At 73.3% G+C, this 25,726-nt stretch carries 19 protein-coding genes and 1 pseudogene; 12 read left to right on the top strand and 8 right to left on the bottom strand.

The features are described from left to right. The first annotated feature begins 305 nt into the window (after nt 1-305). Together JD77_RS14175 and JD77_RS14170 are read left to right on the top strand one after the other, a co-directional pair. Nucleotides 306-2,738, top strand: a complete 2,433-nt coding sequence (locus JD77_RS14175) for an immune inhibitor A domain-containing protein (protein ID WP_145777582.1) — start codon at nt 306-308, stop codon at nt 2,736-2,738. 109 nt (nt 2,739-2,847) lie between these two features. Beyond that, nucleotides 2,848-3,780 carry an alpha/beta fold hydrolase gene (locus JD77_RS14170; RefSeq protein ID WP_145774814.1) on the top strand — a complete coding sequence of 311 codons (933 nt, stop codon included), beginning with the start codon at nt 2,848-2,850 and terminating at the stop codon, nt 3,778-3,780. A 1-nt stretch (nt 3,781) separates the two neighbouring features. On the opposite strand, the gene JD77_RS14165 is transcribed toward JD77_RS14170, so the two are convergent. The 3 genes and pseudogenes from JD77_RS14165 to JD77_RS35145 form a co-directional block, all read right to left on the bottom strand. After that, the gene (locus JD77_RS14165; RefSeq protein ID WP_145774813.1) at nt 3,782-4,147 is read right to left on the bottom strand and encodes a hypothetical protein; all 366 of its coding nucleotides are present in this window, start codon (nt 4,145-4,147) and stop codon (nt 3,782-3,784) included. Next, nucleotides 4,144-5,505: pseudogene (locus JD77_RS35150) on the bottom strand (SseB family protein); the annotation flags it as partial. The pseudogene JD77_RS35150 and the gene JD77_RS14165, both read right to left, overlap by 4 nt. 596 nt (nt 5,506-6,101) lie before the next feature. Further along, the gene (locus tag JD77_RS35145) at nt 6,102-7,520 is read right to left on the bottom strand and encodes an SseB family protein (protein ID WP_425463594.1); all 1,419 of its coding nucleotides are present in this window, start codon (nt 7,518-7,520) and stop codon (nt 6,102-6,104) included. 190 nt (nt 7,521-7,710) lie between these two features. On the opposite strand from JD77_RS35145, the gene mycP reads away from it, so the two are divergent. After that, entirely contained in the window at nt 7,711-9,090 is a 1,380-nt protein-coding gene (mycP, locus tag JD77_RS14150; RefSeq protein ID WP_145774811.1) for a type VII secretion-associated serine protease mycosin, read from the top strand. A 76-nt stretch (nt 9,091-9,166) separates the two neighbouring features. Here the strand turns inward: mycP and JD77_RS14145 are convergent, their stop codons facing one another. Then, nucleotides 9,167-9,460 (bottom strand): WXG100 family type VII secretion target, encoded by a 294-nt coding sequence (locus JD77_RS14145; RefSeq protein ID WP_145774810.1) that lies wholly within the window; start codon nt 9,458-9,460, stop codon nt 9,167-9,169. A gap of 27 nt (nt 9,461-9,487) precedes the next feature. After that, nucleotides 9,488-9,805, bottom strand: coding sequence for a WXG100 family type VII secretion target (locus JD77_RS14140; protein WP_145777581.1), 318 nt, complete (start codon nt 9,803-9,805; stop codon nt 9,488-9,490). 282 nt (nt 9,806-10,087) lie between these two features. Here JD77_RS14140 and eccE point away from each other — a divergent pair, with 282 nt between their 5' ends. The 7 genes from eccE to JD77_RS14105 all read left to right on the top strand — a co-directional run bounded on the left by eccE (nt 10,088) and on the right by JD77_RS14105 (nt 19,641). After that, complete coding sequence (gene eccE / locus JD77_RS14135; RefSeq protein ID WP_211372559.1) at nt 10,088-11,905, top strand: type VII secretion protein EccE; 1,818 nt, start codon at nt 10,088-10,090, stop codon at nt 11,903-11,905. A 260-nt stretch (nt 11,906-12,165) separates the two neighbouring features. Further along, on the top strand, nt 12,166-12,552 hold the full coding sequence (locus JD77_RS14130) for a phage holin family protein (protein WP_145774809.1): 387 nt from the start codon (nt 12,166-12,168) through the stop codon (nt 12,550-12,552). A 466-nt stretch (nt 12,553-13,018) separates the two neighbouring features. Next, on the top strand, nt 13,019-14,701 hold the full coding sequence (locus JD77_RS14125; protein ID WP_145774681.1) for an ISAzo13 family transposase: 1,683 nt from the start codon (nt 13,019-13,021) through the stop codon (nt 14,699-14,701). A gap of 46 nt (nt 14,702-14,747) precedes the next feature. Beyond that, nucleotides 14,748-15,236 carry a GNAT family N-acetyltransferase gene (locus JD77_RS14120; protein WP_145774808.1) on the top strand — a complete coding sequence of 163 codons (489 nt, stop codon included), beginning with the start codon at nt 14,748-14,750 and terminating at the stop codon, nt 15,234-15,236. Then, nucleotides 15,233-16,171, top strand: coding sequence for an EamA family transporter RarD (gene rarD, locus JD77_RS14115; protein WP_145774807.1), 939 nt, complete (start codon nt 15,233-15,235; stop codon nt 16,169-16,171). The genes JD77_RS14120 and rarD overlap by 4 nt, the downstream gene beginning before the upstream one ends. Nucleotides 16,172-16,431: 260 nt before the next feature. After that, nucleotides 16,432-17,754 carry an IS110 family RNA-guided transposase gene (locus JD77_RS14110; RefSeq protein ID WP_145773015.1) on the top strand — a complete coding sequence of 441 codons (1,323 nt, stop codon included), beginning with the start codon at nt 16,432-16,434 and terminating at the stop codon, nt 17,752-17,754. Between the two features lie 429 nt (nt 17,755-18,183). After that, the gene (locus tag JD77_RS14105; RefSeq protein ID WP_145774806.1) at nt 18,184-19,641 is read left to right on the top strand and encodes a transposase; all 1,458 of its coding nucleotides are present in this window, start codon (nt 18,184-18,186) and stop codon (nt 19,639-19,641) included. Nucleotides 19,642-19,645: 4 nt separating this feature from the next. On the opposite strand, the gene JD77_RS14100 is transcribed toward JD77_RS14105, so the two are convergent. Beyond that, nucleotides 19,646-20,347 (bottom strand): anti-sigma factor family protein, encoded by a 702-nt coding sequence (locus tag JD77_RS14100; protein ID WP_145774805.1) that lies wholly within the window; start codon nt 20,345-20,347, stop codon nt 19,646-19,648. Continuing rightward, on the bottom strand, nt 20,344-20,838 hold the full coding sequence (locus JD77_RS14095; RefSeq protein ID WP_246141283.1) for a sigma-70 family RNA polymerase sigma factor: 495 nt from the start codon (nt 20,836-20,838) through the stop codon (nt 20,344-20,346). Before JD77_RS14095 ends, JD77_RS14100 begins: the two co-directional genes overlap by 4 nt. A gap of 250 nt (nt 20,839-21,088) precedes the next feature. On the opposite strand from JD77_RS14095, the gene JD77_RS14090 reads away from it, so the two are divergent. Then, nucleotides 21,089-23,215: a PhoX family protein gene (locus tag JD77_RS14090; RefSeq protein ID WP_145774803.1), complete on the top strand. Its 2,127-nt coding sequence runs from the start codon at nt 21,089-21,091 to the stop codon at nt 23,213-23,215. A gap of 201 nt (nt 23,216-23,416) precedes the next feature. On the opposite strand, the gene JD77_RS14085 is transcribed toward JD77_RS14090, so the two are convergent. Continuing rightward, nucleotides 23,417-24,202 carry an IclR family transcriptional regulator gene (locus tag JD77_RS14085; RefSeq protein WP_145774802.1) on the bottom strand — a complete coding sequence of 262 codons (786 nt, stop codon included), beginning with the start codon at nt 24,200-24,202 and terminating at the stop codon, nt 23,417-23,419. 154 nt (nt 24,203-24,356) lie between these two features. On the opposite strand from JD77_RS14085, the gene JD77_RS14080 reads away from it, so the two are divergent. Continuing rightward, nucleotides 24,357-25,553, top strand: coding sequence for an MFS transporter (locus tag JD77_RS14080; protein WP_145774801.1), 1,197 nt, complete (start codon nt 24,357-24,359; stop codon nt 25,551-25,553). Nucleotides 25,554-25,726: the final 173 nt, after the last annotated feature.

The raw sequence follows: 25,726 nt of genomic DNA, 5'->3' as shown, positions 1-25,726 counted from the left end.
GAGGGGGCCGGTGGCGCGAGCCACCGGCCCCCTTTCGTGTTCTCGTTGGCCCCCCGCCGGAGACCGCCCCTTCGTCACGCCCGTCGGACGTTCGGGCCGCTCACGACGAGCCGAACGACGGACGCAGATGTTACGGAGCGGAGCCTTCCGGTCAAAATCTTGCTACAAGTCGATACGTTCGTCTTCCCACCGGCCCCAGCAGACTCTATGTTCACCATTGGTCCCACTAGTGGGACAACTCACCGGTCCGTACCCCCGTAGGGCCGGTTTCCTCACACCGGAGGTACCACGTGCGCAAAGTCGCAGTGGGTCTGCTCGGGCTCTCGTTGACGGCGACAGGACTGGTGGCAGGCACGGCCGCCAGCGCCGCGCCGGCACCGAAGTCGCCGACGACCGCTCCGTCGGCCGCCGAGAAGGCCCCAGCGGATCATCACGATCTGCCGGACAGACTCGAGGAGAAGCGCCGGGCGCTTCGGCAGGAGGGCCTCAGCGAGGTCCTCTCCGGCCGGGCCAAGCCGCAGAAGATCAACGGCAGCACGGTCGTCAAGGTCGGCGAGACCGCCGGCGGCGCGGCCGCCGCGGCCGGCGCCCGCAACGCCAAGAAGGGCCAGAAGGACCAGTACGTCGAGCTGAGCCGGCAGCAGACCGACAGGATCTTCGTGATCCTGGCCGAGTTCGGGGACGATCGGCACCCCGACTACCCGGACAAGGACACGAACCCGGGCATTCCCGGCCCGTCCACGTTCGACGGGCCGCTGCACAACCAGATCCCGGCGCCGAACCGGGCCGTCGACAACTCGACCGTGTGGCAGCCCGACTACAGCCCGGACCACTTCCGCAAGCTGTACTTCGGCACCAACCAGGGCGACGAGTCGCTCAAGCAGTACTACGAGGCCCAGTCGTCCGGGCGGTACAGCGTGGACGGCATGGTCACCGACTGGGTGAAGGTCAGGTACAACGCCGCCCGGTACGGCCGCTCGGACGACCCGATCGCGGACGACGACGACAACCCGGCCAACGACCCGGCGGTCTGCGCCGACAACGTCTGCCAGAACACCTGGGACCTGATCCGCGACGCGGCCAACCAGTGGGTCGCCGACCAGAAGGCCAAGGGCCGCACCGACGCCCAGATCAAGGCCGACATGCAGTCGTTCGACCAGTGGGACCGGTTCGACTACGACGGCGACGGCAACTTCAACGAGCCGGACGGCTACATCGACCACTTCCAGATCGTCCACTCCGGCGGCGACCAGGCCGACGGCGACCCGCACCAGGGCGAGGACGCCATCTGGAGCCACCGCTGGGCGGCGTACAACACCTCGCGGGTCGGCCCGCCGAACTTCCCGATCGGCGGCACCGAGATCGGCGACACCGGCGTCTGGATCCGCGACTACACCATCCAGCCGGAAAACGGCGGCCGCAGCGTCTTCTACCACGAGTACGGCCACGACCTGGGCCTGCCGGACGACTACAACGTCCTCAGCGGTGGGGACAACAACAACGAGCACTGGACCCTGATGGCCCAGAGCCGGCTCGGCGCCAAGCACGACCGCGGCATCGGCGAGCGCGGTGGCGACCTGGGCGCCTGGAACAAGCTCCAGCTCGGCTGGCTCGACTACGAGGTGGTCAAGGCCGGGCAGAAGCGCACCCTGGACCTCGGCCCGCAGGAGTACAACTCGCGCAAGCCGCAGGCCGCCGTGGTGGTGCTTCCCCAGCGGGAGTACACGTTCGACTACGGCCAGCCGTTCGAGGGCAGCAAACAGTTCTTCTCCGGCAACGACGACGACCTGAACAACTCGATGACCAGGACGATCGACCTCACCGGGAAGTCCTCCGCGGCGCTGTCGCTCAAGGGCCGGTACGACATCGAGTCCGGCTACGACTACCTGTTCTTCGAGGTCTCGCAGGACGGCGGCGCCACCTGGGCCGCGCTGCCCGGCACGGTCGACGGCCGGCCGATCCCGCCGGTGTCGAACACCGACCCGACGCCGGGCCTCACGGGCAGCAGCGACGGCGAATGGGCCGACATCAACATCCCGCTGGACGTCGTGGCGGGCAGGACCGTGCAGGTCCGCCTCCACTACGTCACCGACGGGGGCGTGGCCCCGGGCGGCTTCTTCGGCGACAACCTCACCGTGACCGCCGACGGCCAGCCGGTGTCCACCGACGGCGCCGAGGCGGGCGCCGGGAACTGGGCGCTCGGCGGATTCAGCATCGTCGAGGCGAGCTACACCCGGCTCTTCGACAACTACTACATCGCCGGCCACCGGTCGTACGTCTCGTACGACCGGTACCTGAAGACCGGCCCGTACTACTTCGGCTACGCGAACACCCGCCCGGACTACGTGGACCACTACGCGTACCAGGAGGGCCTGCTGATCTCGTACTGGAACCTCCGGTACGCGGACAACGACACGTTCGCGCACCCGGGTGAGGGTCGCAACATGGTCATCGACGCCCACCCGCGGCCGATCTACAACCTGACCGGCAGCCCCTGGCGGGCCCGCGTCCAGGTCTACGACGCGCCGTTCAGCCTGAAGAAGGCCGACTCGTTCACGCTGCACATCAACAGCCAGCCCCAGTACGTCCGGGGCCAGGCCGCGCAGCCGCTGTTCGACGACACCAAGCAGTACTGGTACCCGGAGCTGCCGAACCACGGCGTGAAGGTGCCGGCCACCGGCACGAAGATCAGGGTGCTGGAGCAGAAGGGGACCTCGATCAAGGTCCGCTTCTCCTGATCCACAGCTCGATCCGCAGCACCGCGATGCCCGGGCAGGTCCCCTGCCCGGGCATCGCCCTTTCCGGCCGCCGGGGCGGCCGGCAGCACCGGGGCCCTAGGCTGGGGCCATGAGCCAGCAGCGCGGCGGTGCCGTCGACGAGTCCTGCGTCCTGACCGAAGGCCCGTGGACGCACCGGTTCGTCGGCGCGAACGGCAGCCGCTTCCACGTCGTCGAGGCGGGCACCGGCCCCATGGTGCTCCTCCTGCACGGCTTCCCCGAGCACTGGTGGGCGTGGCACGACATCCTCCCGGCGGTGGCCGACGCCGGGTTCCGGGCGGTGGCGGTCGACCTGCGCGGCTACGGCGCCAGCGACAAGCCGCCCCGCGGGTACGACGGCTACACGCTCGCCGCCGACGTCGCCGGCCTGATCCGGGCTCTCGGCGAGCGCTCCGCCACCCTGGTCGGCTCCGGGGCCGGCGGCCTGATCGCCTGGACCGCGGCCTCGTTCCACCCGGCGCTGGTACGCCGGCTCGTGGTGCTCGGCGCCCCGCACCCGCTGCGGCTGCGCGCCGCGATCTTCGCCGACCCGCGCGGGCAGTTCGCCGCCTCCACGCCGACCCTGAAGTTCCAGCTCCCCCGCTACGAGCACGTGCTCACGCGCGACGGCGCGGCGGCCGTCGAGGAGATGCTGCGCCGCTGGGGCGGGCCGCGCTGGGTGCAGGGGCCGGACTTCGAGGCGTACGCCCGGCGCTGCCAGGAGGCCATGCGCATCCCGCAGGCGGCGTTCTGCGCGCTGGAGGGCTACCGGTGGGCGTTCCGGTCGGTGCTGCGGCTGCACGGCTACCGGTTCGTCAAGCTGATGCAGAAGCCCCTGGTCACCCCGACGCTGCAACTGCACGGCGCGCTGGACGCCGCCTCGCTGCCGCGTACGGCCCAGGGGTCCGGCCGGTACGTCGTCGCCCCGTACGAGTGGCGGCTGCTGGACGGCGTGGGGCACTTCCCGCACGTCGAGGCCCGGGAGGTCGTGCTCGGCGAGATCCTGCGCTGGGCGAAGTCCTGACTCAGAGCCGCTGTTCGCGCAGGTCGGCGACCTCGGCGGCCGGCGCCCAGCCCTGGTAGACCCCGAAGTCGAAGACCTCCAGCCCCATCGCCTGGGCGACCGGCCAGCGCCCGCCGGTGTACTCCACCCGCAGCCAGCCGTCGTGCTCGCCGAGGACGATGAACGGCTGCCCCTGCCAGGTGCAGGTGGTCCGGACGTACGCCAGGTCGTCGACCTCCGTCGCCGGCACCACCCGGACGTGGCGGCCGGGACGGACCTCCTCGAACCCGTCGCCGGGCTCCGGCCGGTACAGCCGCACGTCGTCGCCGTCCGGGCTGGCCTGGTACTCCCGCCCGCGCCAGCGGGCCACGTAGCCGTCGCGCATCACGACCCCTCGGCCCGTCGCCAGACCAGCGCGTCGACATCCAGGACGGCGATCGTCCGCTCGGTGCCGTCCGCGCCGATCCGGCACAGCTGCGCGCCGTGCGGCAGCCGGGCGCTGTCCACCTTGAACTCGGCCACGACGTCGCTGCTCTCGCCCGGGGCGAAGCCGTTGCCCCGGAACGGTGGACGCTCGATGACCCAGCCCTCCATCGCCCGCATGGCGCTCTCGTTCTGGCCGCCGTACGGGATGCGGTAGAGGCTCGGCCGATGCGCCGGCCAACGCAGCACGTGGATCTCCTCCGCGTCGCGGGAGAACGGCGAACCCGGATAGCCCAGCCCGAGCGCGCCGTACAGCTGCGCCGGTGTGTTCAGGTGGGCCAGCTCGTTGGCCCGGTGCACGAAGCCGGAGACCCGGTCGTAGCCGCGCTCGAGATAGTACGAGAGCTGGCTCGGGGAGATCACCTTCTGCATCACGACCGGCCGGTTCGGGTCGACGGGCGGCGGGGCCTGCCGCGGCCCGCCCGCCGGACGCCCCCGGACGCCGGCTCCGGCTCGCTGCCCGCGTCGTCGCCCAGCCCCACCTCGGCGGCCCAGTTGGCCAACGCGACGATCTGCTCGCCGGGCAGCTTCGCGCCGACCGGCGTGTTCGGGTTCACCGCGAACGACCAGGCGGCGTCCGGCCAGCGGCGGATGAGCTGGACGAACTTGACGCGTACGGTCTCGACCGGGTCGGCGAGGTGGTCCGCCATCCGCTCCGGGGAGGTGTAGACGACCACGTACGTCTCGCCGTCCAACTGCTCGGTGCGCCAGACGAAGCCCGGGTCGCCGGGGCCGCTGTCGGGCACCGAGTCCGGGGCGACCGGCAGCAGCACCCGGGCCAGCAGCAGGGTGCTGAGGAAACTGTCTGTGCTGCCGGCCGAGGCGGCGCCCAGCAGGTTCTCCTCGACGTCGTTGGCCGCCTGGAACCGGGGCACCGGCGGTGCTGGTTCGGGTGCCGCGTCCTCGGCCGGCGGGGGCACGTCGGTAGCGGGGGTGGCCGGGTCGAGCGGGTCCTCGGCCGGCGCGGCGGACGACGCGGTGGCCGGGCGGAACAGCTCCTCGGCCGGCGCGGCGGACGACGCGGTGGCCGGGCGGAACAGCTCCTCGGCCGGCGCGGCGGACGACGCGGTGGCCGGGCGGAACAGCTCCTCGGCCGGCGCGGACGGGGCCGAGGGGCGGAAGAGAGGGCCAGCCGGCTCGGGCTCACCGGCGACGGGCGCCTCCGGCGGCGGGGAAACCCGCCCCGTTCCGTCGGCGCTGGACGCGTCGGCCGGCGACAGAGGCTGGTCGGGGCGGGCGGCGGGCTGGGCGACCCGTCAGGGGCGGGCGGCGGCGTGACCGGCGAACCGTCGGCGCTGGCTGCGGCAGGCGCGCCGCTCGTCGGCTGCCCGGAGGACGTCGTGGCCGCGGCGTCGGCCGGGAGAGTCGTACCGTCGGGGCGTCGGGGGCGGCCGGGGCGACGGGCCCGGCGGCGACGGGCGGGTCGGCCTCGCCGGGGACCGGGTCGCCGGCAGGCAGGTCCCGCGACTCGATGACGGTGCCCTCGATGACGATGGGCGAGAAGGAGCGGCGGGGGGCCGGCGGTCCGGAGACCGGCTCGGCGATCGAGCGAGGCAGTTCCTCCCGGGAGTCACCCCCCGGCGAGCGGAGGCCCGGGGCGCTCTCGTTGGCCGACGCGGGCCGAGAGCTCGGAAACGCCTGGGCGAGACCAGACGTCGGACGGCGGCGGGGCAGTTCGTCGGGCGTTCCGGCCCCGCTGGCTTCGCGCGGCCGGCTGGCATCCTCGCCTGCTACCGCGCCGCCGCCGGGCGCGACGGGGTGGGTGGGCCGCGCGGCCGGCGGGACGGGCCGGAACGCGTGGGTCGCCTCCTCGCCAGGGGCGGCTCGCGGCGGCTCGACGGCCGCGCCCGGCCGCGGGGTCAGGCTGGGGTCGGTGGCCGCGCCCGGCCACGGAGGCCGGCTGGGGTCGGCGGGGCCCAGGGCCCCCGCGGGCGGATCTGCCGCGGCTGCCCCTGTTGCCGAGAACGCGACCGTCGGCGACTCGGCCGGACCGAACGGAAGCGCCACGGTCGGCGACTCGGCCGGACCGAACGGAAGCGCCACGGTCGGCGACTCGGCCGGACTGAACGGAAGCGCCACGGTCGGCGGCTCGGCCGGACCGAACGGGAACGCCACGGTCGGCGGCTCCACGGGCGCGGCGGGACGCAGGGCCTGAGTCGCCTGCTCGGGGCCGGGTCCGGCGCGGGACGCCGCCGGGGAAACGGCTGGCTACCCCCGGCGAACCGGGGCGGCGGAACGGCCCGGTCAGCGGGTCGTCGTGGCTCACCGACCGAACGGAGCGCCCGGCTCCGGCTCGACGCGGGTTCGAAGAAGGACGCGGGCGGGGCGGAGGGCCCGTCCGCGGGGTCGGCCGGCGGCCCGCCCGTCGAGGGCTCCGCCGTAGGCCGCCGTCGAGGTACGGTCAGCCACGCCGAACCGGTGGGAGCCGGCTCGGGCGGCACCGGCATGGCCCGGCCGTCGGCCGGCGGGCCCGAGCCCCCGGCCTCGACGGGACCCGGTCGAGGGCCCGGCGGAGCGCCCGCGGTGCCCCGCCCGTCCCCGTACGACGGGACCGGGGAGCCCGCGCCCGCCTCGGCGGACCGCCGGTGCGGCGGAGTCGGCGGCTCGACCGGCCGGGACGAGGTCCTCGCCCCGGCCGCCCCTGCCGGCGCGGGCGCTGCTGGCGCGGCGTTCTGGCCGGCCGCCGGGTTCGCCTGCGGTGACTGTTCGGCGTGCGGGGCCGGGTTGTGTAGGGCCGGGTTGTGTAGGGCCGGGTTGTGTAGGGCCGGGTTGTGTAGGGCCGGGTTGTGCGGAGCCGCCGGCCGGGTGGGCGACGGGTTGGGCGCGCCGAGCGCCGGCGCGTCCCGCCCGGGAACCGCGGAGCTGGCCCGGGCCTTGGCGACCGTCTCGGCCTGTTCCAGCCGCGCCCGGACACCCATGGTGCGTCCGGGCAGCCGCACGTCGCCCCGGGACAGTTGGGAGACGAACCAGGCGGGCAGGTACCCCTCGATCGGGAGGCCCGGGTTCACCGCCAGCCACCACTCGTGGTTCGGCCAGTCGGCCGCCAGGTCCGCGTACGCGCTGCGGCGGCTGGCGGCGGAGCTGTCCCCCAGGCAGGCGCGCAGGGCAGCCGACGAGGTGAACGCCAAGACGTGGGTCCGCCCGCCGGTGGTCCAGGTGCCCCATCCGGCCGGTGCCGGGCCGGTCAGCGCCTCTGCGGAGACCGGCAGCAGCAGCTCGGTGCGGGCCAGGATGTGAAAGTAGAGCTCCTGGTCGTTGGCGCGGAGCGCGTCCCGCATCGCCGCTTCGGCCTCGGTAGCCGGCTCCCAGTCGGTCACGGCCACCTCTCCTCCCGCGAACAGGCCATAGGCATCGCGTACAACCTACAAGGTGGTTTCAAGATCACAATGGCTGACGTGCGCGGCCCCGCCGGGCGGCGCAAATGGGGATAACATCCCGTTCCGGAGTCGACACGATACGGAGGCATCGATGCCCCGGTCCACCGCGCGCCCGGTCCTCGCCGCGTTGGCGGCGGCGCTGCTCGCCGCGCCATCCACCGCCCCGGCCGGCGCGGCGGCGCGGACCCACGCGGCCGCTCCGCCGTCCGCGGTCCATCCAGGGCAGGCAGCCCAGCCGCACACGGTCGTTCCAGGACAGGCGGCCCAGCCGCACACGGTCCATCCGGGACAGGCGGCCAAACCGCACACGGTCGCTCCGGCACAGGCCGTTCCCGCGACCGTGGTCCGTCCCGCCGCCGCGCGAGCCGTGCCGGGCTGCTCCGCACCGCTCGCCCCGGCCCGGCCGGTCGCATCCGTCCCCTGGCCCCAGCGACGGTACGCCCCCGAGCGGCTGTCCGCCCTGGCCACCGGCGCAGGAGTGACCGTAGCCGTGATCGACTCCGGGGTGGACCGGGAACACCCACAGTTGGCCGGGCGGGTCCTCGACGGCACCGACTTCCTCGACGCGGGCGGCGACGGAAGCCGGGACTGCGCGGGGCACGGCACGGGCGTGGCGAGCATCATCGCGGCCGTGCCACGGCCGGGCGTCGGGTTCCAGGGGTTGGCGCCCCGGGCCCGCGTACTGCCGGTGCGGGTCAGCGAGCAGCAGGTGGTCGACGGGCGGGAGTCGGGGCGTACGGTCAGCGCCGCCGACTTCGCGCGGGCCATCCGCTGGGCCGTGGACCACGGCGCCGACGTGCTCAACCTCTCCGTCGTGCTGTACGCCGACAATCCTGCCGTCCGCGCGGCGGTCGGCTACGCCCTCGCGCGGGACGTTGTCGTGGTCGCGGCCGCAGGCAACCTCCACGACAGCGGCAACCCCCGCCCGTACCCGGCCGCGTACGACGGCGTGCTGGGGGTGGGCGCCATCGGCTCCGACGGCCAGCGTGCCGGGTTCTCCCAGACCGGCCCGTACGTCGACCTGGTGGCCCCCGGCGGGGAGGTGCTGATGGCCGCCCCGGGGCAGGGCCACCGTCAGGCCGAGGGGACCAGCTACGCCGCCCCCTTCGTGGCGGCCGCGGCGGCCCTCGTCCGGCAGTATCGGCCCGGGCTGACCGCCGCGCAGGTGGCGCAGCGGATCGTCGCCACGGCCGACCCGGCTCCCGGCGACGGGTACGGCGCCGGGGTGCTCAACCCGTACCGGGCGGTCGTCGAGACCGGGGCGGGCCCCACCGGCCGGGCCGACCGGGTCGCGGGGCTGCCGTCGGACCGCGCGGAACCGGCCGAGCTGGCCTGGCGGGCCCGGCGGGAGGCGGCCCGGGAGCGGGCGCTGACCGTCGCCGCTGTCGCCGGAGTGGTGGTGGCGGGCGCGGTGCTGCTGGCCGTGCTGCTTCCCCGCGGCATCCGGCGCCGCTGGCGCGCGGCGCCCTGACCGGAGCCGTCAGAGCTGCCAGGGCTCCTTGGCGCCTCCGGCGGCGGCCGGTGGGGCGGCCGCCGCCGGGGCGGGCTCACTGGAACAGGTTGACGTTGCGCTTCTCGGTGTCGAGGTAGTCGGACGCGGAGTCGTCGACCGCGAGCTTGATGTCGCGCAGCATCGCCTGCAGGTCCTGCGAGGCGGAGCGCCACCGCGCCTGGCGCTGCTCGTACGCCTGGCGGGCCTCGCCGGTCCACCCCGCCACCAGGGGGGCGGCGTCCCGCTCGAGCTGGCCGAGCTGGTTGTCCAGCGTGTTCAGCGCCCGCTGGATGTCCGCGCTGGCCTGCTGCAACGCGGCGAAGTTGACGACCAGCACACCGTGGTCCATCAGATGATCCCCTTTCCGGGACGGTTGCTACAGCGGCAACTGGATGCCGCGGTTGGTGCCGGCGACCCGGCTGGCCGCCTCGCTGTCCGAGACGTCGTACTGCTGGCCGGCGGTGCGGATCGCGGCGGCCGTCTCCCGCAGCGCCCGCTGCAACGCCGCCTGATCCTGCGCCCACTGCTGCTTGACCTGCTCGAACGAGCGCCCTCCGGCGCCCCGCCAGGCCTGCTGCAACACCTCCAGCTCGGCCAGCAGGCTGGACAGCATGGCCTGCAGGGACTGGTCCACCTGCTCGAACTTCGCGGCGGTCTGCTGCATCACCGCGGCTTCTGCCTGGGTCTGGGACACCCCGGACGTCACCTCGTCTCCTCGATCATGGCCGTCGGTGCGCCCGCGGCGGACGCACCGCCCGCCGCGCCCGGCGAACGGCGCCGGGACGGGTCGAGGTCGGCCAAACTCGTCGCTGACGGTAGCCCTCCAGTTGCCGTCGTGCTACCCCGTCCCGCTCCCCTGTGGACGAACCGGGGTCCCATCGCGTCGGTCCGGAGCCATACGATGACGCAGCGGCACCGACCGCACGGCGTCGTGCCCCTGCCCGCGGCGCCCCCGAGTGAGCGCTGAGGAGGCGCGGTGACGGCCAGTACGACCACGGCACCGGTCCAGCCGGCGCACCGTCAGCCGCTGCCGGCACAGTGGATTCCCGCCGCCCGCCCGGCGACCCGGGTGCGCGCCGGCCAGGTGGTCGCGGGGCAGGTGGCGGTGGCACTGGTCGCCGCCGCGGCCGGGCGGGGCGGCGGCTGGACGACGGCCGCCCTGCTGGTGGCCGTCCCGCTGCTGGCCGGGGCCTGGGTGCGGGTGCGGGGCCGTTGGTTGTTCGCCTGGCTCGCCGTCGCCGTGGGTCACCTCGCCCGGCACCGCGTCCTGACCCCTCCCGCCGGCCCGGACGCGCTGCTCGACCTGCTCGCACCCGGCGCGGCGGTCCGCACCGTCGAACTGGCCGGCGGTCCCGCGGCGGTGGTCGACGACGCCGTGGGGTTGACCGTCGTCCTGGAGCTCGGCGACCCCGGCGACCTGCTCGGCGACGGCCCCCGGACGCTTCCGCCGCCGGCCACGCTGCTGCCGCCGGTGTCGCCGGAGCTGCCTCCGGTCCGGCTCCAGTTGCTGCTCTCCGGCTCTCCCGCTCCCGCCGGCGAGGCCGGCGGGGGCACGGTGGCCACCTCGTACCGTCAGCTGACCGACGGGCGGCTGGCCGGCCAGGACCGGGCGCTGCTCGCGGTCCGGGCACTGCGGGTGGCCGGCTGGACCGACGAGGACCTGCGGACGGCGCTCTCCGGCGTGGTCCGGCGGATCGTCCGCCGGCTCCGGCCGGTGGCCGCTCGTCCGCTCGGCGAGCACGCCGCGCTGCGCGTGCTCGGGGAGCTGGCCCACCACGACGGCGAGGGACCGGTGCGGGAGTCCTGGCCGACGGTGCGCACCGGACCATTGCTGCAGACCACCTTCCGGCTGCGGCGGGGGCCGGCCCCGCCGTCCGACGCCGGGCGCGGGCTGGTGCCCCGGCTGCTGACCCTGCCGGCGGCGGCGACCACGGTCTCGCTGTGCGTCGGCCCGGGCGCCGAAAGCGACGCGCCGGCCGAGCTGGCCGTACGGCTGGCCGCCTGGACCCCCGCGGAGCTCTCGGTCGCGGCTCAGGCGCTGCGGCGGCTGGTCGGCGGCGCGGGCGGCGAGGTCGATCGGCTCGACGGCGAGCAGCTTCCCGCGCTGGCCGGCACGCTGCCGCTCGCTTTGGTGGTCCCGGGCGCGACGGTCGGCCCCGCAAGTCTGGACGGGCTGGAGCTGCCCGTCGGCGAGGCCGGGCTGATGGTGGGCGCCAACCGCCACGGCGGCGCGGTGACGATCCGGCTGTTCCGGCCGGAGGGTACGCGGTTGATGCTGGTCGGCGGCGTCCGCGCGGCCCAGTTGGTCGCCCTCCGGGCGATGGCCCTGGGCGCCCGGGTGGCGGTCCGGACGACGCGGCCCCGCTCGTGGGAGCCCTTCGTCCGAGGGGTCAACGCGCCCGGCGGCCCGATCTCGGTGCTGCCGCCCGGCCGACCGCTGGGCGGCGCGCCCGGCTCGCCGCTACGACCGCTGCTGCTCGTGCTGGACGCGGGCCCGGTGCCGGCGAACGACGAGCCGGTGCCGGCGTGGCAGTCGATCCTGGTGGTCCGGGACGACCTCACGCCGGCCGACGCCGACCAACTGGCCCGGGCCGACCTGGTCGTGCTGCAACCGTTACGCCCCGGCGAGGCGGCGCTGGCCGGGGCGGCGCTCGGGCTGGGCGGCTCGGCGGACTGGCTGACCCGGATCCGGGAGGACATGGTGGCGGTGGTGAACCGGCGGGCGCTGCGCTGGGTACTCCTCTCCCCGACGCCGATCGAGTCGCAGCTGATCGGTCGCCCGGGGCGGGGATGAGGCCACGCGGGCCGCGACAACAGCACCCAGGGCCGGGGATGAGGCCACGCGGGCCGCGACAACAGCACCCAGGGCCGGGGATGAGGCCACGCGGGCGGGGACGACAGCACCCGGGGCGGGGATGGGGCGTCCGCGGCGGGGACGGCTCGCCCCGGCTGGTCGCACGACCGGGCGGGCCGGCGTGATCGACCCGGCAGAGCCGTCATCCGCCGGTCGCCGTGGGTTCCGCGGGTGGCGGGTCCGTGGCACTATCCGGGGCCATGGGTTTCCTGAAGGGTCTTCTGATCCGGCTGGGCAGCACGGCGGTGGCGTTCTGGCTCGCCACGCTGCTCATCCCGGGCATCACGCTCGACACGGCCTCGGCGACGGAGGCGGTCGTCACGCTACTCCTCGTGGCGGCCATCTTCGGTGTCGTCAACGCCGTGCTCCAGCCGATCATCAAGACCGTCGGCTGCGGCTTCTACCTGCTGACCCTCGGCCTGATCGCGCTGGTGGTCAACGGCCTGCTCTTCCTACTCACGAGCTGGATCGCGGGCGAGGCCGGGCTGCCGTTCCACGTGGCCGGTTTCTGGCCGGAGGCCGTCCTCGGCGCCCTCCTGGTCGGCATCGTCACCTGGCTCCTCGGCGCCGCCCTCGACCGCGACTGATATCACCGGACGGAGATCTTGGACAGTTGCCGGCAGCGCGAGACGGTAACTGTCCAAGATCTCAACGGCAGCGGCCACTCGGCGCCGACGGCCGGAGGCCGGACGCCGGCGCCGACCGCCCGGCGCCGACCGCCGGGGGCGACCGCCGGGGGCCGACCGCCGGCGCCGGACGCCCGGTGCCGACCACCCGGGGCGACCACCCGGGGCCGGAGGCCCGGGGCCAGACGCCTTCACAGGCCCGGTGCCGACCGCCCCTGGCCCCATGCCTTCGCAGCCCCGGCGCCAAGGACGGCCGCGGCGCGCCACGCAGGGCGCGGACCGGCGGCAGACCGGCGCGGAGGCGGGCCAGGGAGCGAAAATTGGCTGGCGAGCGGGTCGCCGGGCAGGACTAGCGTCAACGCCGTTCAGTTAGGGTCTGCCGAGAAATAAGTAGAGGTTTTCCTGTCCGGGCCGTGTTGGATGTGGTATGGCCGTGACGGTGGAAACCGAACAAATGCTGGCGGCGAAGTTCGAAGCGATCTTTCCGCATCTGGATGAGCGGCAGCGTCGCCTGCTGATGGGCGCTGAGGCGCGGGCGTTGGGGCACGGCGGGATCCGGGCGGTGGCCCGGGCTGCCGGGGTCGCCGAGAACACGGTCTCTCGCGGCGTGTCCGACTTGGACGCGGGCGATCCCCCTTTGGGTAGGGCACGCCGCCTGGGCGGAGGCCGCAGAAGCCTGTCCGAGACGGATCCGCGGTTGCGCCCGGCGTTGCTGGCTCTGGTCGAGCCGGACGAGCGGGGCGATCCGATGTCGCCTCTGCGGTGGACGACCAAGTCGACCCGCACCCTCGCCGCGGAGTTGACCCGTCAGGGCCACCCGGTGGGCGCCGACACCGTGGCCGACCTGCTGCGGTCCGACGGGTTCAGCCTGCAGGCCAACGCCAAGACCATCGAGGGTAAGCAGCATCCGGACCGCGACGCGCAGTTCCGCTACATCAACGACCAGGTCAGAGACCATCAGGACACCGGTGACCCGGTCGTCAGCGTGGACACCAAGAAGAAGGAACTGGTCGGCCCGTTCGCCAACGCCGGCCGCCAGTGGCGGCCGGCCGGTGAACCGGTCGCTACCCGCACTCACGACTTCCCCGACAGCGAGCTGGGCAAGGCGGTGCCTTACGGCATCTACGACCTGGCCGCCAACACCGGCTGGGTCAACGTCGGCACCGACCACGACACCGCCGCGTTCGCCGTGGAGTCGATCCGCCGTTGGTGGAACAGCATCGGCTCCAGCGACTATCCGCACGCCAGGCGGCTGCTGATCACCGCGGACGCGGGTGGCTCCAACGGCTACCGCACCCGCGCCTGGAAAGCGGAACTGGCCGCCCTCGCCGTGCAGACAGGGCTGGACATCACCGTGTGCCACTTCCCACCCGGCACCTCAAAGTGGAACAAGGTCGAACACCGGCTGTTCTCCCACATCACCATGAACTGGCGGGGCCGGCCGCTGACCAGCCATGACGTGATCGTGCAGAGCATCGCCGCCACCACGACCCGCACCGGCCTACGCGTACACGCCGCCCTCGACACCAACACCTACGACACCGGCGTACGCCTCAGCGACCGACAACACGACGCGCTACCGCTGAGCCGCCACGACTGGCACGGTGAGTGGAACTACACCCTGCACCCCGAGGAATACGAACAGGTCAACAACGCCCCCGACCCGTTCGACCAGCCCAGCCCCGACCTGGCCTGGCTAGCGCATCCGGCCCTGACCGGACTACCCCCCGACGAGTGGGACGCACTGATCACCACCCTGATGACACTGCACGACCAGCAGCGGGAAACACGCCTGAACAAGCGACGCGGTCACCGTCCCCGACTGACCGCGCCCGGCACCGGCCGCCGCCCCGTCCTCACCCTCGCCGACCGGCTCATCGCCGCCATCCTGCACCACCGACTCGCCCTGTCCCAGGTCGCCGTCGCCGCCCTGTTCAGCGTCCGACCCGAAACAATCAACAGGCGGATACGCGAGACCCGGCAACTCCTGCAACAGGCGGGACACAGCATCCAACCCGGCCCACAGCGACTCGCCACCCTAAACGACCTCTACACCCTCGCCACCACAGAAGGCATCACCACCCCGCCAGAGCCCAAAGCCGCGTGTTGATGATCTGCAGCCCCTAACTGAACGGCGTTGGGACTAGCGTCGGGGCGTGTTCACCCTGACCCGCGATGACGGCTACCAGCTCAGCACCGACCCGGCCCGGCTCGACCTCGACCTCGTGCACCACTGGCTCTCCACCGACGCGTACTGGGCGCTGGGGCGGGACCGGGCGACCGTCGAGCGGTCGTTCGGCGGCTCGCTGGGGTTCGGCGTGTACCGACCCGGCGACGGCGGTCAGGTGGCCGTGGCCAGGGTCGTCACCGACGGCGCCACCTTCGCCTGGCTCTGCGACGTCTACGTCGACCGGTCCGTCCGGGGCCACAGGCTCGGCACCTGGCTGGCCGGTGCCGTCCGGGACCTGCTGGCCGAGCTGGGCGTACGGCGGATCGTGCTGGCCACCGACGACGCGCACGGCGTGTACGCGAATGTCGGCTTCACCAACGTCGAGCCGAACCGCTGGATGCAGTACGACGCTCGGGTGACCCCGCTCACCGGAAAGGAGTCGAGCGACTCAGAGCCCCTTACGGTGGAGGCGTGACCCCGCTCCGTCTCGGATACCTCTACGGCCTCGGCGCGTACCTGATCTGGGGCTTCTTCCCGCTGTACTTCAAGCTGCTGCGGCCGGCCGGCCCGCTGGAGATCCTGGCGCACCGGATCGTCTGGTCGGTGGTACTCGTCGCGCTGCTGCTCGCCGCGATGCGCAACGTCGGCTTCCTGCGGGGGCTGGCGCGCCGCCCCGGGGCGCTGCTCGGGATTGTCGCCGCCGCCGCGTTGATCGCGCTCAACTGGGGCGCGTACATCTACGGGGTCAACTCCGACCGGGTGGTGGAGACGGCTCTCGGCTACTTCATCAATCCGCTGGTGTCGGTGCTGCTCGGGGTGGGGGTGCTGCGCGAGCGGCTGCGTCCGGCGCAGTGGCTGGCGCTGGGCATCGGCGGGGCGGCGGTGGCCGTGCTCACGGTCGACTACGGCAGACTTCCCTGGCTGGCGCTCACCCTGGCGGTCACCTTCGCGGCGTACGGGCTGGTCAAGAAGCGGCTGGCGCTGCCGGCCGCGGAGGGACTGTTCGTGGAGTCGGCGGTGCTGGCGCTGCCCGCTCTGGGATACCTCGGTTGGCTCGCCGCCGCCGGCGATCCCGCCTTCGGCAACGTCTCCGCCGGGCACACCGCGCTGCTGGTGCTGGCCGGCGCGGCGACCGCGATCCCGCTGTTGCTGTTCGCCGGGGCGGCCAACCGGCTGTCGCTGACCGCACTGGGGATGCTCCAGTACGTGGCGCCGATCCTCCAGCTCGGCTGCGGCGTGCTGGTCTTCCACGAGCCGATGCCGCCGGCCCGCCTCGCCGGCTTCGCGCTGGTCTGGGCGGCCCTGCTGGTCTTCACGGCCGATGCCCTGCACCACGCCCGCCGCGCCCGCCGCCACCCCACCCCCGCCGACCGCGATCTTGCACTTTCGGCCCCCCATACGGGGCGTTAGTCCGGAATGCCGGGGCCGAAACTCCAAGTCACCCGGTCTTTTCGGGACGCCTCGCAGGCGTGAAAATGGTGGACAGGTCGCCCGCCGACGCCGATCGATCTTGGTCTAGTTGAGGCCGTCTGCAAGTCTGGCGCCGGGGCCCGGACTCTTGTGGGTCACGCACTGTTGCTTCGAGCACGCCGGTCAGATTTTCGGTTCCCGACCGAGGCCCCCGGGCGACCTACCCACTGGTCGATCACGGTGAGGAGGGACGCGGGCGGATGCGCGGGTTACCCGAAGAGATCCCGGACGCTGACAGCGAGAAGGTCTGGGAGCGGGTGTGTGCGGTCGATGTGGCCAAGGAGTCGGGGATGGTGTGTACCCGGCTACCCGCCGCGGGTGGGCGGCGGGTGAGCCGGGTGTGGCAGGTGACGGCGACCACGAACGCGGTCAGTGACCTTGCCGCCGATCTGGTGGCGGCGGGGGTGGAGAAGGTCACCGTGGAAAGCACGTCGGACTACTGGCGGATCTGGTTCTACCTGTTCGAGGCAGCCGGGTTGGACGTGCAGTTGGTCAACGCCCGTGACGTCAAGAACGTGCCCGGGCGGCCGAAGACCGACAAGCTGGACGCGGTGTGGTTGGCCAAGCTCACCGAGAAGGGCCTGTTGCGGCCCTCGTTCGTGCCTGCGGCTCCGGTGCGGGTGTTGCGTGACTACACCCGGATGCGGGTGGATCTGGTCCGGGACCGGACCCGCTACTGGTCGAGGTTGGAGAAACTGCTTGAAGACGCCCTGATCAAGGTGTCGTCGGTGGCCTCCACCCTGCGGACGGTGTCGACGCGGGACATGGTTGAGGCGTTGATCGCCGGTCAACGTGATCCGGCGACCCTCGCCTCGCTGGCCCACGGAGCGCTGCGCCGCAAACGCAACGCCCTCATCGAGGCACTCACCGGCCGCTTCGACGACCATCACGGCGAGTTGGCCCGGATCCTGCTCGACCAGATCGACCGCCTCGACACCGAGATCGCGAAACTCACCACACGGATCGGGCAGATACTCGACGACATCGACCCACCCTCCCAGCCGGGCGGCGGCGACGGCGACACCCCGGCGCCAGACGCCCGGCGGCGCCTGGCCGAGATCCCGGGCATCAGCACCGAGTCCGCGCAACTGATCATCGCCGAGATCGGTCTGGACATGACACGGTTCCCCACCGCGGCGCACCTGGTGTCCTGGGCGAAGCTGTGTCCGCGCACCATCCAGTCCGGTACCAGCCTCACCGCGGGCAAGACAGGCAAAGGCAATCCGTACCTCAAAGGCGCCCTCGGTATGGCCGCAGCCACCGTCGCCCGCGGCAAGGGAACGTTCCTGTCCGAACGCTACCGGCGTCTGGTCACACGTCGAGGCAAAGGCAAGGCCAAGGTCGCCGTCGCCCGCTCCATCCTCGTGATCATCTGGCACCTGCTCAACGACCCAACCGCCCGTTACCACGATCTCGGCGCCGACTTCCACGAACGCCGTATCAACACCACCCGGAAGATCAACAGCCTGGTCCGGCAACTCGAAGCCCTCGGCCACACCGTCACCCTGCAACCGACAACCTGACCCCACACCCCCACCCCGCCCGGGCTGGCCATCAACACCGGGCCAGCCCACCGCGCCCAAAACCCGTCGTGGTACAGGTCATTTACCGGTCAGATCGCGCGAAACGAGGGGCGGGTCATGTAAGGAACTCCGGTGCTTGATCAGCCCGGTGGTCCTGGGATTGGATGAGCATCCCGGTTGGTCCGGTGGGTGGCGACGAGTTGGGGTCTGAGGGAGAGCCTCGTACCGCTGATTGCTACCGCTGGTCTGGCCACGGATGTCCCGGATGAGGGAAGTGGGCCGGCCCTGCGAGGCCGGGTCCGGTTGCAGCACATGAGTGGGAGCCGTCGTCGGACTGCTCTGCCTCCTTGGGACCGTGGCTGTCGTGCGGTGTTGACCTGCGCGGATCGCCGGAGTGGTAGCTGGTGTACGTGTCCGGGGAGGCGGTAGATGCAGCGCAGGTTGGTCGGTATCGATTTGGGGATCGCGTCGGCGCACACGGTACGGGTGCGTGACGAGGCCGGACGGGAGGTGTGCCGGCGGCGGTGCGAGCCGACGGTGGACAGCTTGTCGATGATCGAGTCCGCGGCGTTGGCCGGGGCGGCGCCGGGCACGCGGTTGGAGGTGGTGATCGAGCCGACCGGGCCGGCGTGGCTGCCGATCGCGGTGTTCTTCACCGCTCGGGGGCACCTGGTGTTCCGGGTGTCGAGTGCGAAGGCGGCGGATCTGCGCCGGTTCCTGTCGCGGCATGCGAAGTCCAACGGCATTGACGCGGACACCCTGGCCCGCTTGCCGTTGATCGACCCGGACGGGCTACGGCCCCTCGAACTGCCGGATGCGGCAGCGGCGGCGTTGGACCGGCGGGTGCGCGCGTGTGACCGGCTGACCATGGCCGCGTCTGAGCACAAGGTGCGGATCAAGGACCTGGTCCGGCAGGTGATGCCGTGCACCCCGCTGACCGGTGATCTGGGCAAGGCCGACCTGGCGGTGCTGGAACGCTACGCCGACCCGCGTGCCCTGCTGCGGCTGGGCCGGGCCCGGCTGACCGCGCTGATCGTCAAGGCGTCCCACAACCACCAGGGCGCGGCGCGCGCCGAGCAGTGGCTGGTCGCCGCCCAAGCGGCGGTCGACCTCTACGGTGATCACCCGGCGGTCGCGTTCACCGACCTGGCCGCCGAGATCGCCACCGAGGTGCGGCTACTACGCGCCATCACCACCGAGCTGGCCGCGCACGCGGCCGAACGGGAGACCTGTTACCGGTGGGTCGACCCGATGCAGCTGGCCCGTAGCCTGCCCGGCCTGGCCGAGGTCGGCGGACCGGCGATGACCGCGGTCATCGGTGACGCCGCCCGGTTCCCCACCGCGGCGCACTTCAAGTCATACCTCGGGCTGGCGCCGCGCGCGTCAGAGACCGGTGACACCGACCGCAAGGGCCAGCCGATGTCCAAGGCCGGCTCCCGGCTGGCCCGGGCCACTCTGATCCGGGCCGCGGACTGGGCTCGCAAGCAGGACCCGCAGCTCGCGCGCATCTACCACCAGCAGATGGTCGAACGCGGTGCCGAACACCTCAAAGCCAGCTGTGTGGTCGCGGCCCGGCTCGCCGAACGGCTCTGGACCGTGATGCGCCGCCGCATGCCGTATGTCATCTGCGACGTCGACGGCACGCCGGTCACCCCACAGCAGGCGAAACAGATCATCGCGCAGCAGTGGACCGTGACCGAGGAGATCCGCCGCAGGCGGCGCAGCACCAAGCGCAGGGCGGGGAAGGCCCCTCACCAAGCCCTCACGGGACATGATCAAAAAGACGCTCGAAGCGTACGAACGAGGCGACCTTCCCCACCCGAATCCTCCGCGACACCGTCACGGACCGTCAAGCAACCCGCCCTCTTGACAACCGATCCTCGATAGGGAATCAGCGGGCGTCGTAGATGAGGACCGGGGTGCCGTCGGCGCGGAGGAGCTCCAGCCGGACCAGCTGCGAGCCCGTGAAGCGGGTGGCGCCGGTGAGCCGGACGTCGTCGCCGGGGGCGGCCAGCCACGAGCCGATCTGCTCCGTGGCGCCGTCCGGGCCGTGCGCCACCAGCCGGAACGTGTACGCCTCCCGGTGGCCGGGCCGCCAGTCGTACCCGCAGCGCATGGTGACCTCGGTGCCCCACGCGGTGCCGGTCAGCCCCACCTCGGCGTGCACCGGCACCGTGCCGGCGACCGGGCGCATGGCGGCCATGGGCACCTGCGGGGCGGGCGTCCCGGTGGCCTCGGGGGCGGGCCGGACCGTGCCGGCCGCACCGAACCCGGCGAACAGCGCCACGGCGGCCGCGACGAGCACCGTCAGGGCGTGCCGACGGCGGGTCGCCCACCGCTCGCGGCGGCGGCGGTCCCCGGCGGCGGCGAGCAGCGCGGGCACCCGGGACTCCTCCTGCGGCGACGGCAGGAACTGCTCCAGGCCCGCGGGGTCGCGCCGGCCGAGCAGCCCGGGCAGTACGGCGATCTCGGCGACCGACTCGCGGCAGGAGGCGCAGCCGGACAGGTGCCGCTCGTACGCGGCGCGTTCGGCGGGGGAGAGCGCCCCGAGCACGTACGCGCCGTCGTCGTACGCGAACTCGCAGCGGCTCATTCGGTCACCCCCATCTCGGCCAGCACCAACCGTAGTGAGCGCAGCGCGTAGTGGGTGCGGGACTTGACCGTGCCCGGCGGGACGCCCAGCCGGGCCGCCGCCTCGGCGACCGATCGTCCCTGGTAGAAGCACTCGATCAGCACCTCCCGGTGGCTCGGGCTGAGCCGGTTGAGCGCCTCCGCGACGGTCCACGCCTCCACCGCCCGCTCCGCCTCGTCGACCGACTCCGAGGGCTCCGGCAGTTCGTCGGTGTAGACCTCGCCGACCCGGGTGGAGCGGCGGCGCCAGGCGTCGATGGCCAGGTTCCGGGCGGTGGTGAAGAGCCAGGCCCGCACCGAGCCCCGCGCCGGATCCAGTGCCTCCGGGTGCCGCCAGGCCCGCAGCAGCGTCTCCTGCACCAGGTCCTCGGCCCGGGACCGGTCGCCGTCGACCAGCCGCAGGGCGTGCGCGAACAGCGCGTCGGCGTGCTCGGAGTGCAGCGCGCGCAGCAGTTGGGCGTCGTGGTCGCTGATGACGGCCCCCTCCCCCGCACCCGGCGCGTCCGACGGTGCGCTCGGCCGAAGATACGCGCGGGCCCGCCGATCGGTTCATTCGCAGCCCGGCGGCGGCGCGACCGCGGATCTGTTCACACGCGGTTCACGTCCGGGCCGACCCGCGCTCATCGGCTCCTCCTAGCGTCCGCCACGTACGCGGCTCGGCCGGCTGGGCCGACCCGCACCGACCCTCCAGGAGGCACCCCCGATGAGCGACCGTCCCCGGCTGCTCCCCCTGCTGGGCGGCACCCGCCACGGCAGCCGCGACGCCATGACCTGCCTGTACCGCTGCGGCAACGCCTGCGACCACCCGGTGCCGAACCCCACCGACAACCCGTACCTCGGTGACATCGTGGACGCCGAGGTCTCCCGGCGCGGCGTCGTCCGGGCCGGTGCTGTCGGCGCGCTCGTGCTCGGCTTCGGTGGCGCGGCCGCTGGCGCGCTGGCCGGCGCCGCCCCGGCCGCCGCGGCGCCCGCCGCCCCGGTCGTGCCCGAGGCCACCGCCTTCGCCCGCCCCGAGGGCGGCGTGGGCAGCGGCGCGCTGACCTTCAAGCCGATCCCGCCGAACAAGCTGGACACGCTGGTGGTGCCGAACGGCTACGACCACGCGGTGGTGATCCGCTGGGGCGACCCGGTCGTGCCGGGCACGCCGGAGTTCGACCTGCACGGGCAGACCGCCGCGAAGCAGGCCAAGCAGTTCGGCTACAACAACGACTTCGTCGGCGTGCTGCCGCTGGACAAGCGGGGCCGCCGGGCGCTGCTCGTGGTCAACCACGAGTACACCAACGAGGACCTGATGTTCCCCGGTTTCACCAGCCTGGAGGCGCTCTCGGTCGAGCAGCTCAAGGTCGCCATGGCCGCGCACGGCATGTCGGTGGTGGAGCTGGAGCGGGTCGACGGCAGCGGGCAGTGGCGGGTGGTCGACAACGGCCGTCGGCCGTACAACCGGCGGGTCACCGCCCTGGCCACGAAGTTCGACCTGACCGGCCCGGCCGCCGGCTCGGCGTGGCTGCGCACCGCCGCGGACCCCAAGGGCCGGACGGTGGTCGGCACGCTGAACAACTGCGCCGGCGGCGTCACCCCGTGGGGCACCGTGCTCTCCGGCGAGGAGAACTTCAACCAGTACTTCGTCGGCGGCGACGGCGTGCCGGAGGAGCTGAAGCCGAAGCTGGCCCGGTACGGCATCAGCACCACCGATCGGTACCCGAGCGGCAGCCGCCGGTGGGACCGCGCCGACGAGCGGTTCGACCTGGCACAGCACCCGAACGAGGCGCACCGGTTCGGCTGGGTCGTGGAGATCGACCCGTTCGACCCGGAGAGCCGGCCGCGCAAGCACACGGCGCTGGGCCGGTTCAAGCACGAGGGCGCGAACGTCATCATCGCCAAGAACGGCCACGCGGTGGCGTACATGGGTGACGACGAGCGGTTCGACTACCTCTACAAGTTCGTCTCGGACAAGAAGTTCCTGCCGGGCGACTCGTGGGTGGCCCGCAAGCACAACCTGACCCTGCTGGAGTCCGGCACCCTCTACGTCGCGCAGTTGGCGGGCAACTCGGACGCCGAGATCGACGGCTCCGGCAAGCTTCCCGCCGACGGGGCGTTCGACGGCCGGGGCCGCTGGATCAAGCTGGTCAGCGGCAACCGGTCGCACGTGGACGGGATGACCGCGGCGGACGTGCTCACCTTCACCCGGCTGGCCGCGGACAAGGCCGGCGCGACGAAGATGGACCGCCCGGAGGACGTCGAGCCGAGCCAGCTCACCGGCAAGGTGTACGTGGCGCTGACCAACAACACCGACCGGGGCAAGGCTGGGAAGGCGGCGGCGGACGAGGCCAACCCGCGCAACCTCAACAAGCACGGCCAGATCCTGGAGCTGGTGGAGGACCGGGGCGACAACACCGCTGAGACGTTCGCCTGGTCGCTGCCGATCGTCTGCGGCGACCCGACCGACCCGTCGACCCACTTCGCCGGTTACGACAAGAGCGGGGTCTCCCCGATCTCCTGCCCGGACAACGTCGCCTTCGACGCCACCGGCAACCTCTGGATCTCCACCGACGGCAACGCGTTGGGCAGCAACGACGGCCTCTTCGCCACCGCCGTCGAGGGCCCGGAGCGGGGTCACCTGAAGCAGTTCCTGACGGTTCCGGTGGGCGCGGAGACCTGCGGCCCGTTCATCACCGGCGACAACCGGTCGGTGTTCGTGGCCGTGCAGCACCCGGGCGAGATCACCGGCGCCTCGGTGGAGAACCCGGCCTCGACGTGGCCGGACGGCGACTACGCCAAGCCCGGCGTGGTGGTCACCTGGCGGCTGGACGGCGGCCCGATCGGCAGCTGACCCCGGCACCCCGCCCGACGCGGGCGCCCTCCCCACCCGGGAGGGGGCCCGCGTCGCTCAGTTCCGGGGTGGCGGCGCCGCTCGGCTCCCACACGGCGGCGTCGCTCAACTCCCACACGGCGGCGCCACTCGGCTCCCACACGGCGGCGTCGCTCAACTCCCACACGGCGGCGTCGCTCAACGCTGAGGCGGCGGCAGCGCTCAGCTCTCGGCTGCCGCGACGCTGTCGGCGACGGCGCGGGCGACGGTGAGCAGCTTCGCCCGGACCGCCCGGGCGGAGGTCATCATCTCGCCGGCCGGCAGCGCGCACGCCAGCACCATCCGGCGCTCCATGTCCTTGTCGGGGCTGACCAGCACCGCGGCGCAGGCGACGCCCTGGCGGAACTGGCCGATCTCCATCTGCATCCCCCGCCGGTCGCCGGCCGCGATGTCCGCCTCGAACGCCTCCACGCTGGTCAGGGTGGCGCTGGTGAACGGACGCATGCCGTACTCGCGCAGGTAGCGCATCCGTTGGTCGGGGGTGAGGGTGGCCAGCAGGGCCTTGCCGAGCGCGGTGGCGTGGGCGCCCTCGTCGAAGCCCGGGACCAGGTCCTCCAGGTACGGCGAGCGGTGCCCCTCGGCGACCGCCGTGACCGCCACCTGCCCGCCGACGAACCGGCCGAGGTAGTGGGTGTAGCCGGTGTCCAGGGCGGCCCGCCGCAGGATCTCGCCGACCGCCGCCGGCCCCCGGAACGCCGTGACCAGCTCGCGGTAGCGGTCGGCGATCTCCAGGCCCACGATGTACGTGCCGTCCTCCCGCCGGATCACGTAGCCCTCGTACGCGAGGGTGCGGACCAGGTGATAGGTCGTGGCCACGGTCAACTCGCAGCGCCGCGCGATCTGCTTGACGGTCAGGCCCTTCGGGGCACGACCGACCGCCTCGAGTACGCGTAGCGCGCGGGACACACTCCGGATGAGATCCGAAGGTTCCGCCAAGGGGTCGCGCACAACCACCTCCGCCGCCGGGGACTTACACCATATGAAATCCAGGCGTCCGGCGAAATGCCTGATCGGATCGACAGTGCCAGATCATCGTAAACGTTCCGTGCGCCGAGCGACACGATGAGTTGTCCGAGTCGGCCTCACGTAGGTTTGCGGGATCATGACCGGCACTGCCCCGTACCCCTCGCCCCACGCCGCCGCCGCCCGCCGGCCGGTCCGCGCCGGCGCGGGCGCCGTCGCCACCACGGTCGCCTGCGTCCTGCCCGTGTTCCTCGTCGGCGGTCTCGCCGTGCAGCTCGGCGCCGACCTGGGCCTGTCCCCGGCCGGGCTGGGGCTGGCGGTGTCCGTCTACTTCGGCGTCGGCGCGCTCGCCTCGGTTCCGTCCGGCGCCCTCGTGGAGCGGCTCGGCCCGGCCGTCGCGGCCCGCGCCGGCATCGTGCTCTCCGCCGGGTCCATGCTGGCCGTGGCGGCGCTGGCCCGGTCGTACCCGGTGCTGGTGGCCCTCCTGGCGCTCGGCGCCGCCGCCAACGCGCTGGGCCAGTTGGCCAGCAACGCGGCGCTGGTGCGACACGTGCCGGCCCGCAGGCAGGGGCTGTCGTTCGGCGTGAAGCAGGCGGCGATCCCCGTCTCCACGCTCCTGGCCGGTCTGGCCGTGCCGACGATCGCGGTGACCGCCGGGTGGCGGTGGGCCTTCTTGGCGGGCGCGGCGGCCGCCCTGGCCGCGCTGCCGGCCGTACCGCGCGAGGAGGCCCGCCCCGCGCGGCCCGCCGGCGCGAAGCGGGCCGGCGGAGGCACGTGGGCCCTCGTCGCGGTCGGGGTCGCCGCCACCCTCGCGGCCGCCGCCGCGAACGCCCTCGGCACCTTCCTCGTCGACTCGGCGGCCGACCGCGGACTGCCGCCCGGCCTGGCCGGGCTGACCCTGACCCTCGGCAGCGCGGTCTGCGTGCTCGCCCGGGTGGGCGCCGGCTGGCTCGCCGACCGGCGCGACGGCGGGCACGTCGCGGTCATCGCCGGCATGCTCGTCGTCGGCGCGGCCGGCCTGGTCCTGCTCGCGGTGTCCGGCACGGCGCCGCTGGTGGCGGGCGTGCTGCTCGGCTTCGGCCTGGGCTGGGCGTGGCCCGGCCTGATGAACTTCGCGGTCGTCCGGCTGCACCCGGCCGCGCCGGCCGCCGCCACCTCGATCACCCAGACCGGGGTGTACGCCGGCGGCTGCCTCGGCCCGCTCGCGCTCGGCGCGACCGCCGCCGGCTTCGGCTACCCGACGATGTGGCTGGCGGCGGCGGTGGCGATGCTCCTGGCCGCCGCGCTCATGCTGACGGCCACCCGCCTCCTCCCGAACCCCACCCGCACCCCGTAACCCCGGGCCCCACCCGGCCCCCGGTCTCCACCCGACCCCACCCGGCCCCGCTCCGCCCGACCCCACTCGTACGCCGCGCCGCCCGTACGCCGCGCCGCCCGGCGATCAAGAGACTTGCGTCGCGTTCGGGCCGACGCCCGACGCAAGGCTCTTGATCACCGAACAGAAGCGCT

This window comes from Micromonospora olivasterospora (assembly GCF_007830265.1).
GTDB lineage: Bacteria > Actinomycetota > Actinomycetes > Mycobacteriales > Micromonosporaceae > Micromonospora > Micromonospora olivasterospora.
This window is presented reverse-complemented; position numbering and strand designations above follow the sequence as displayed.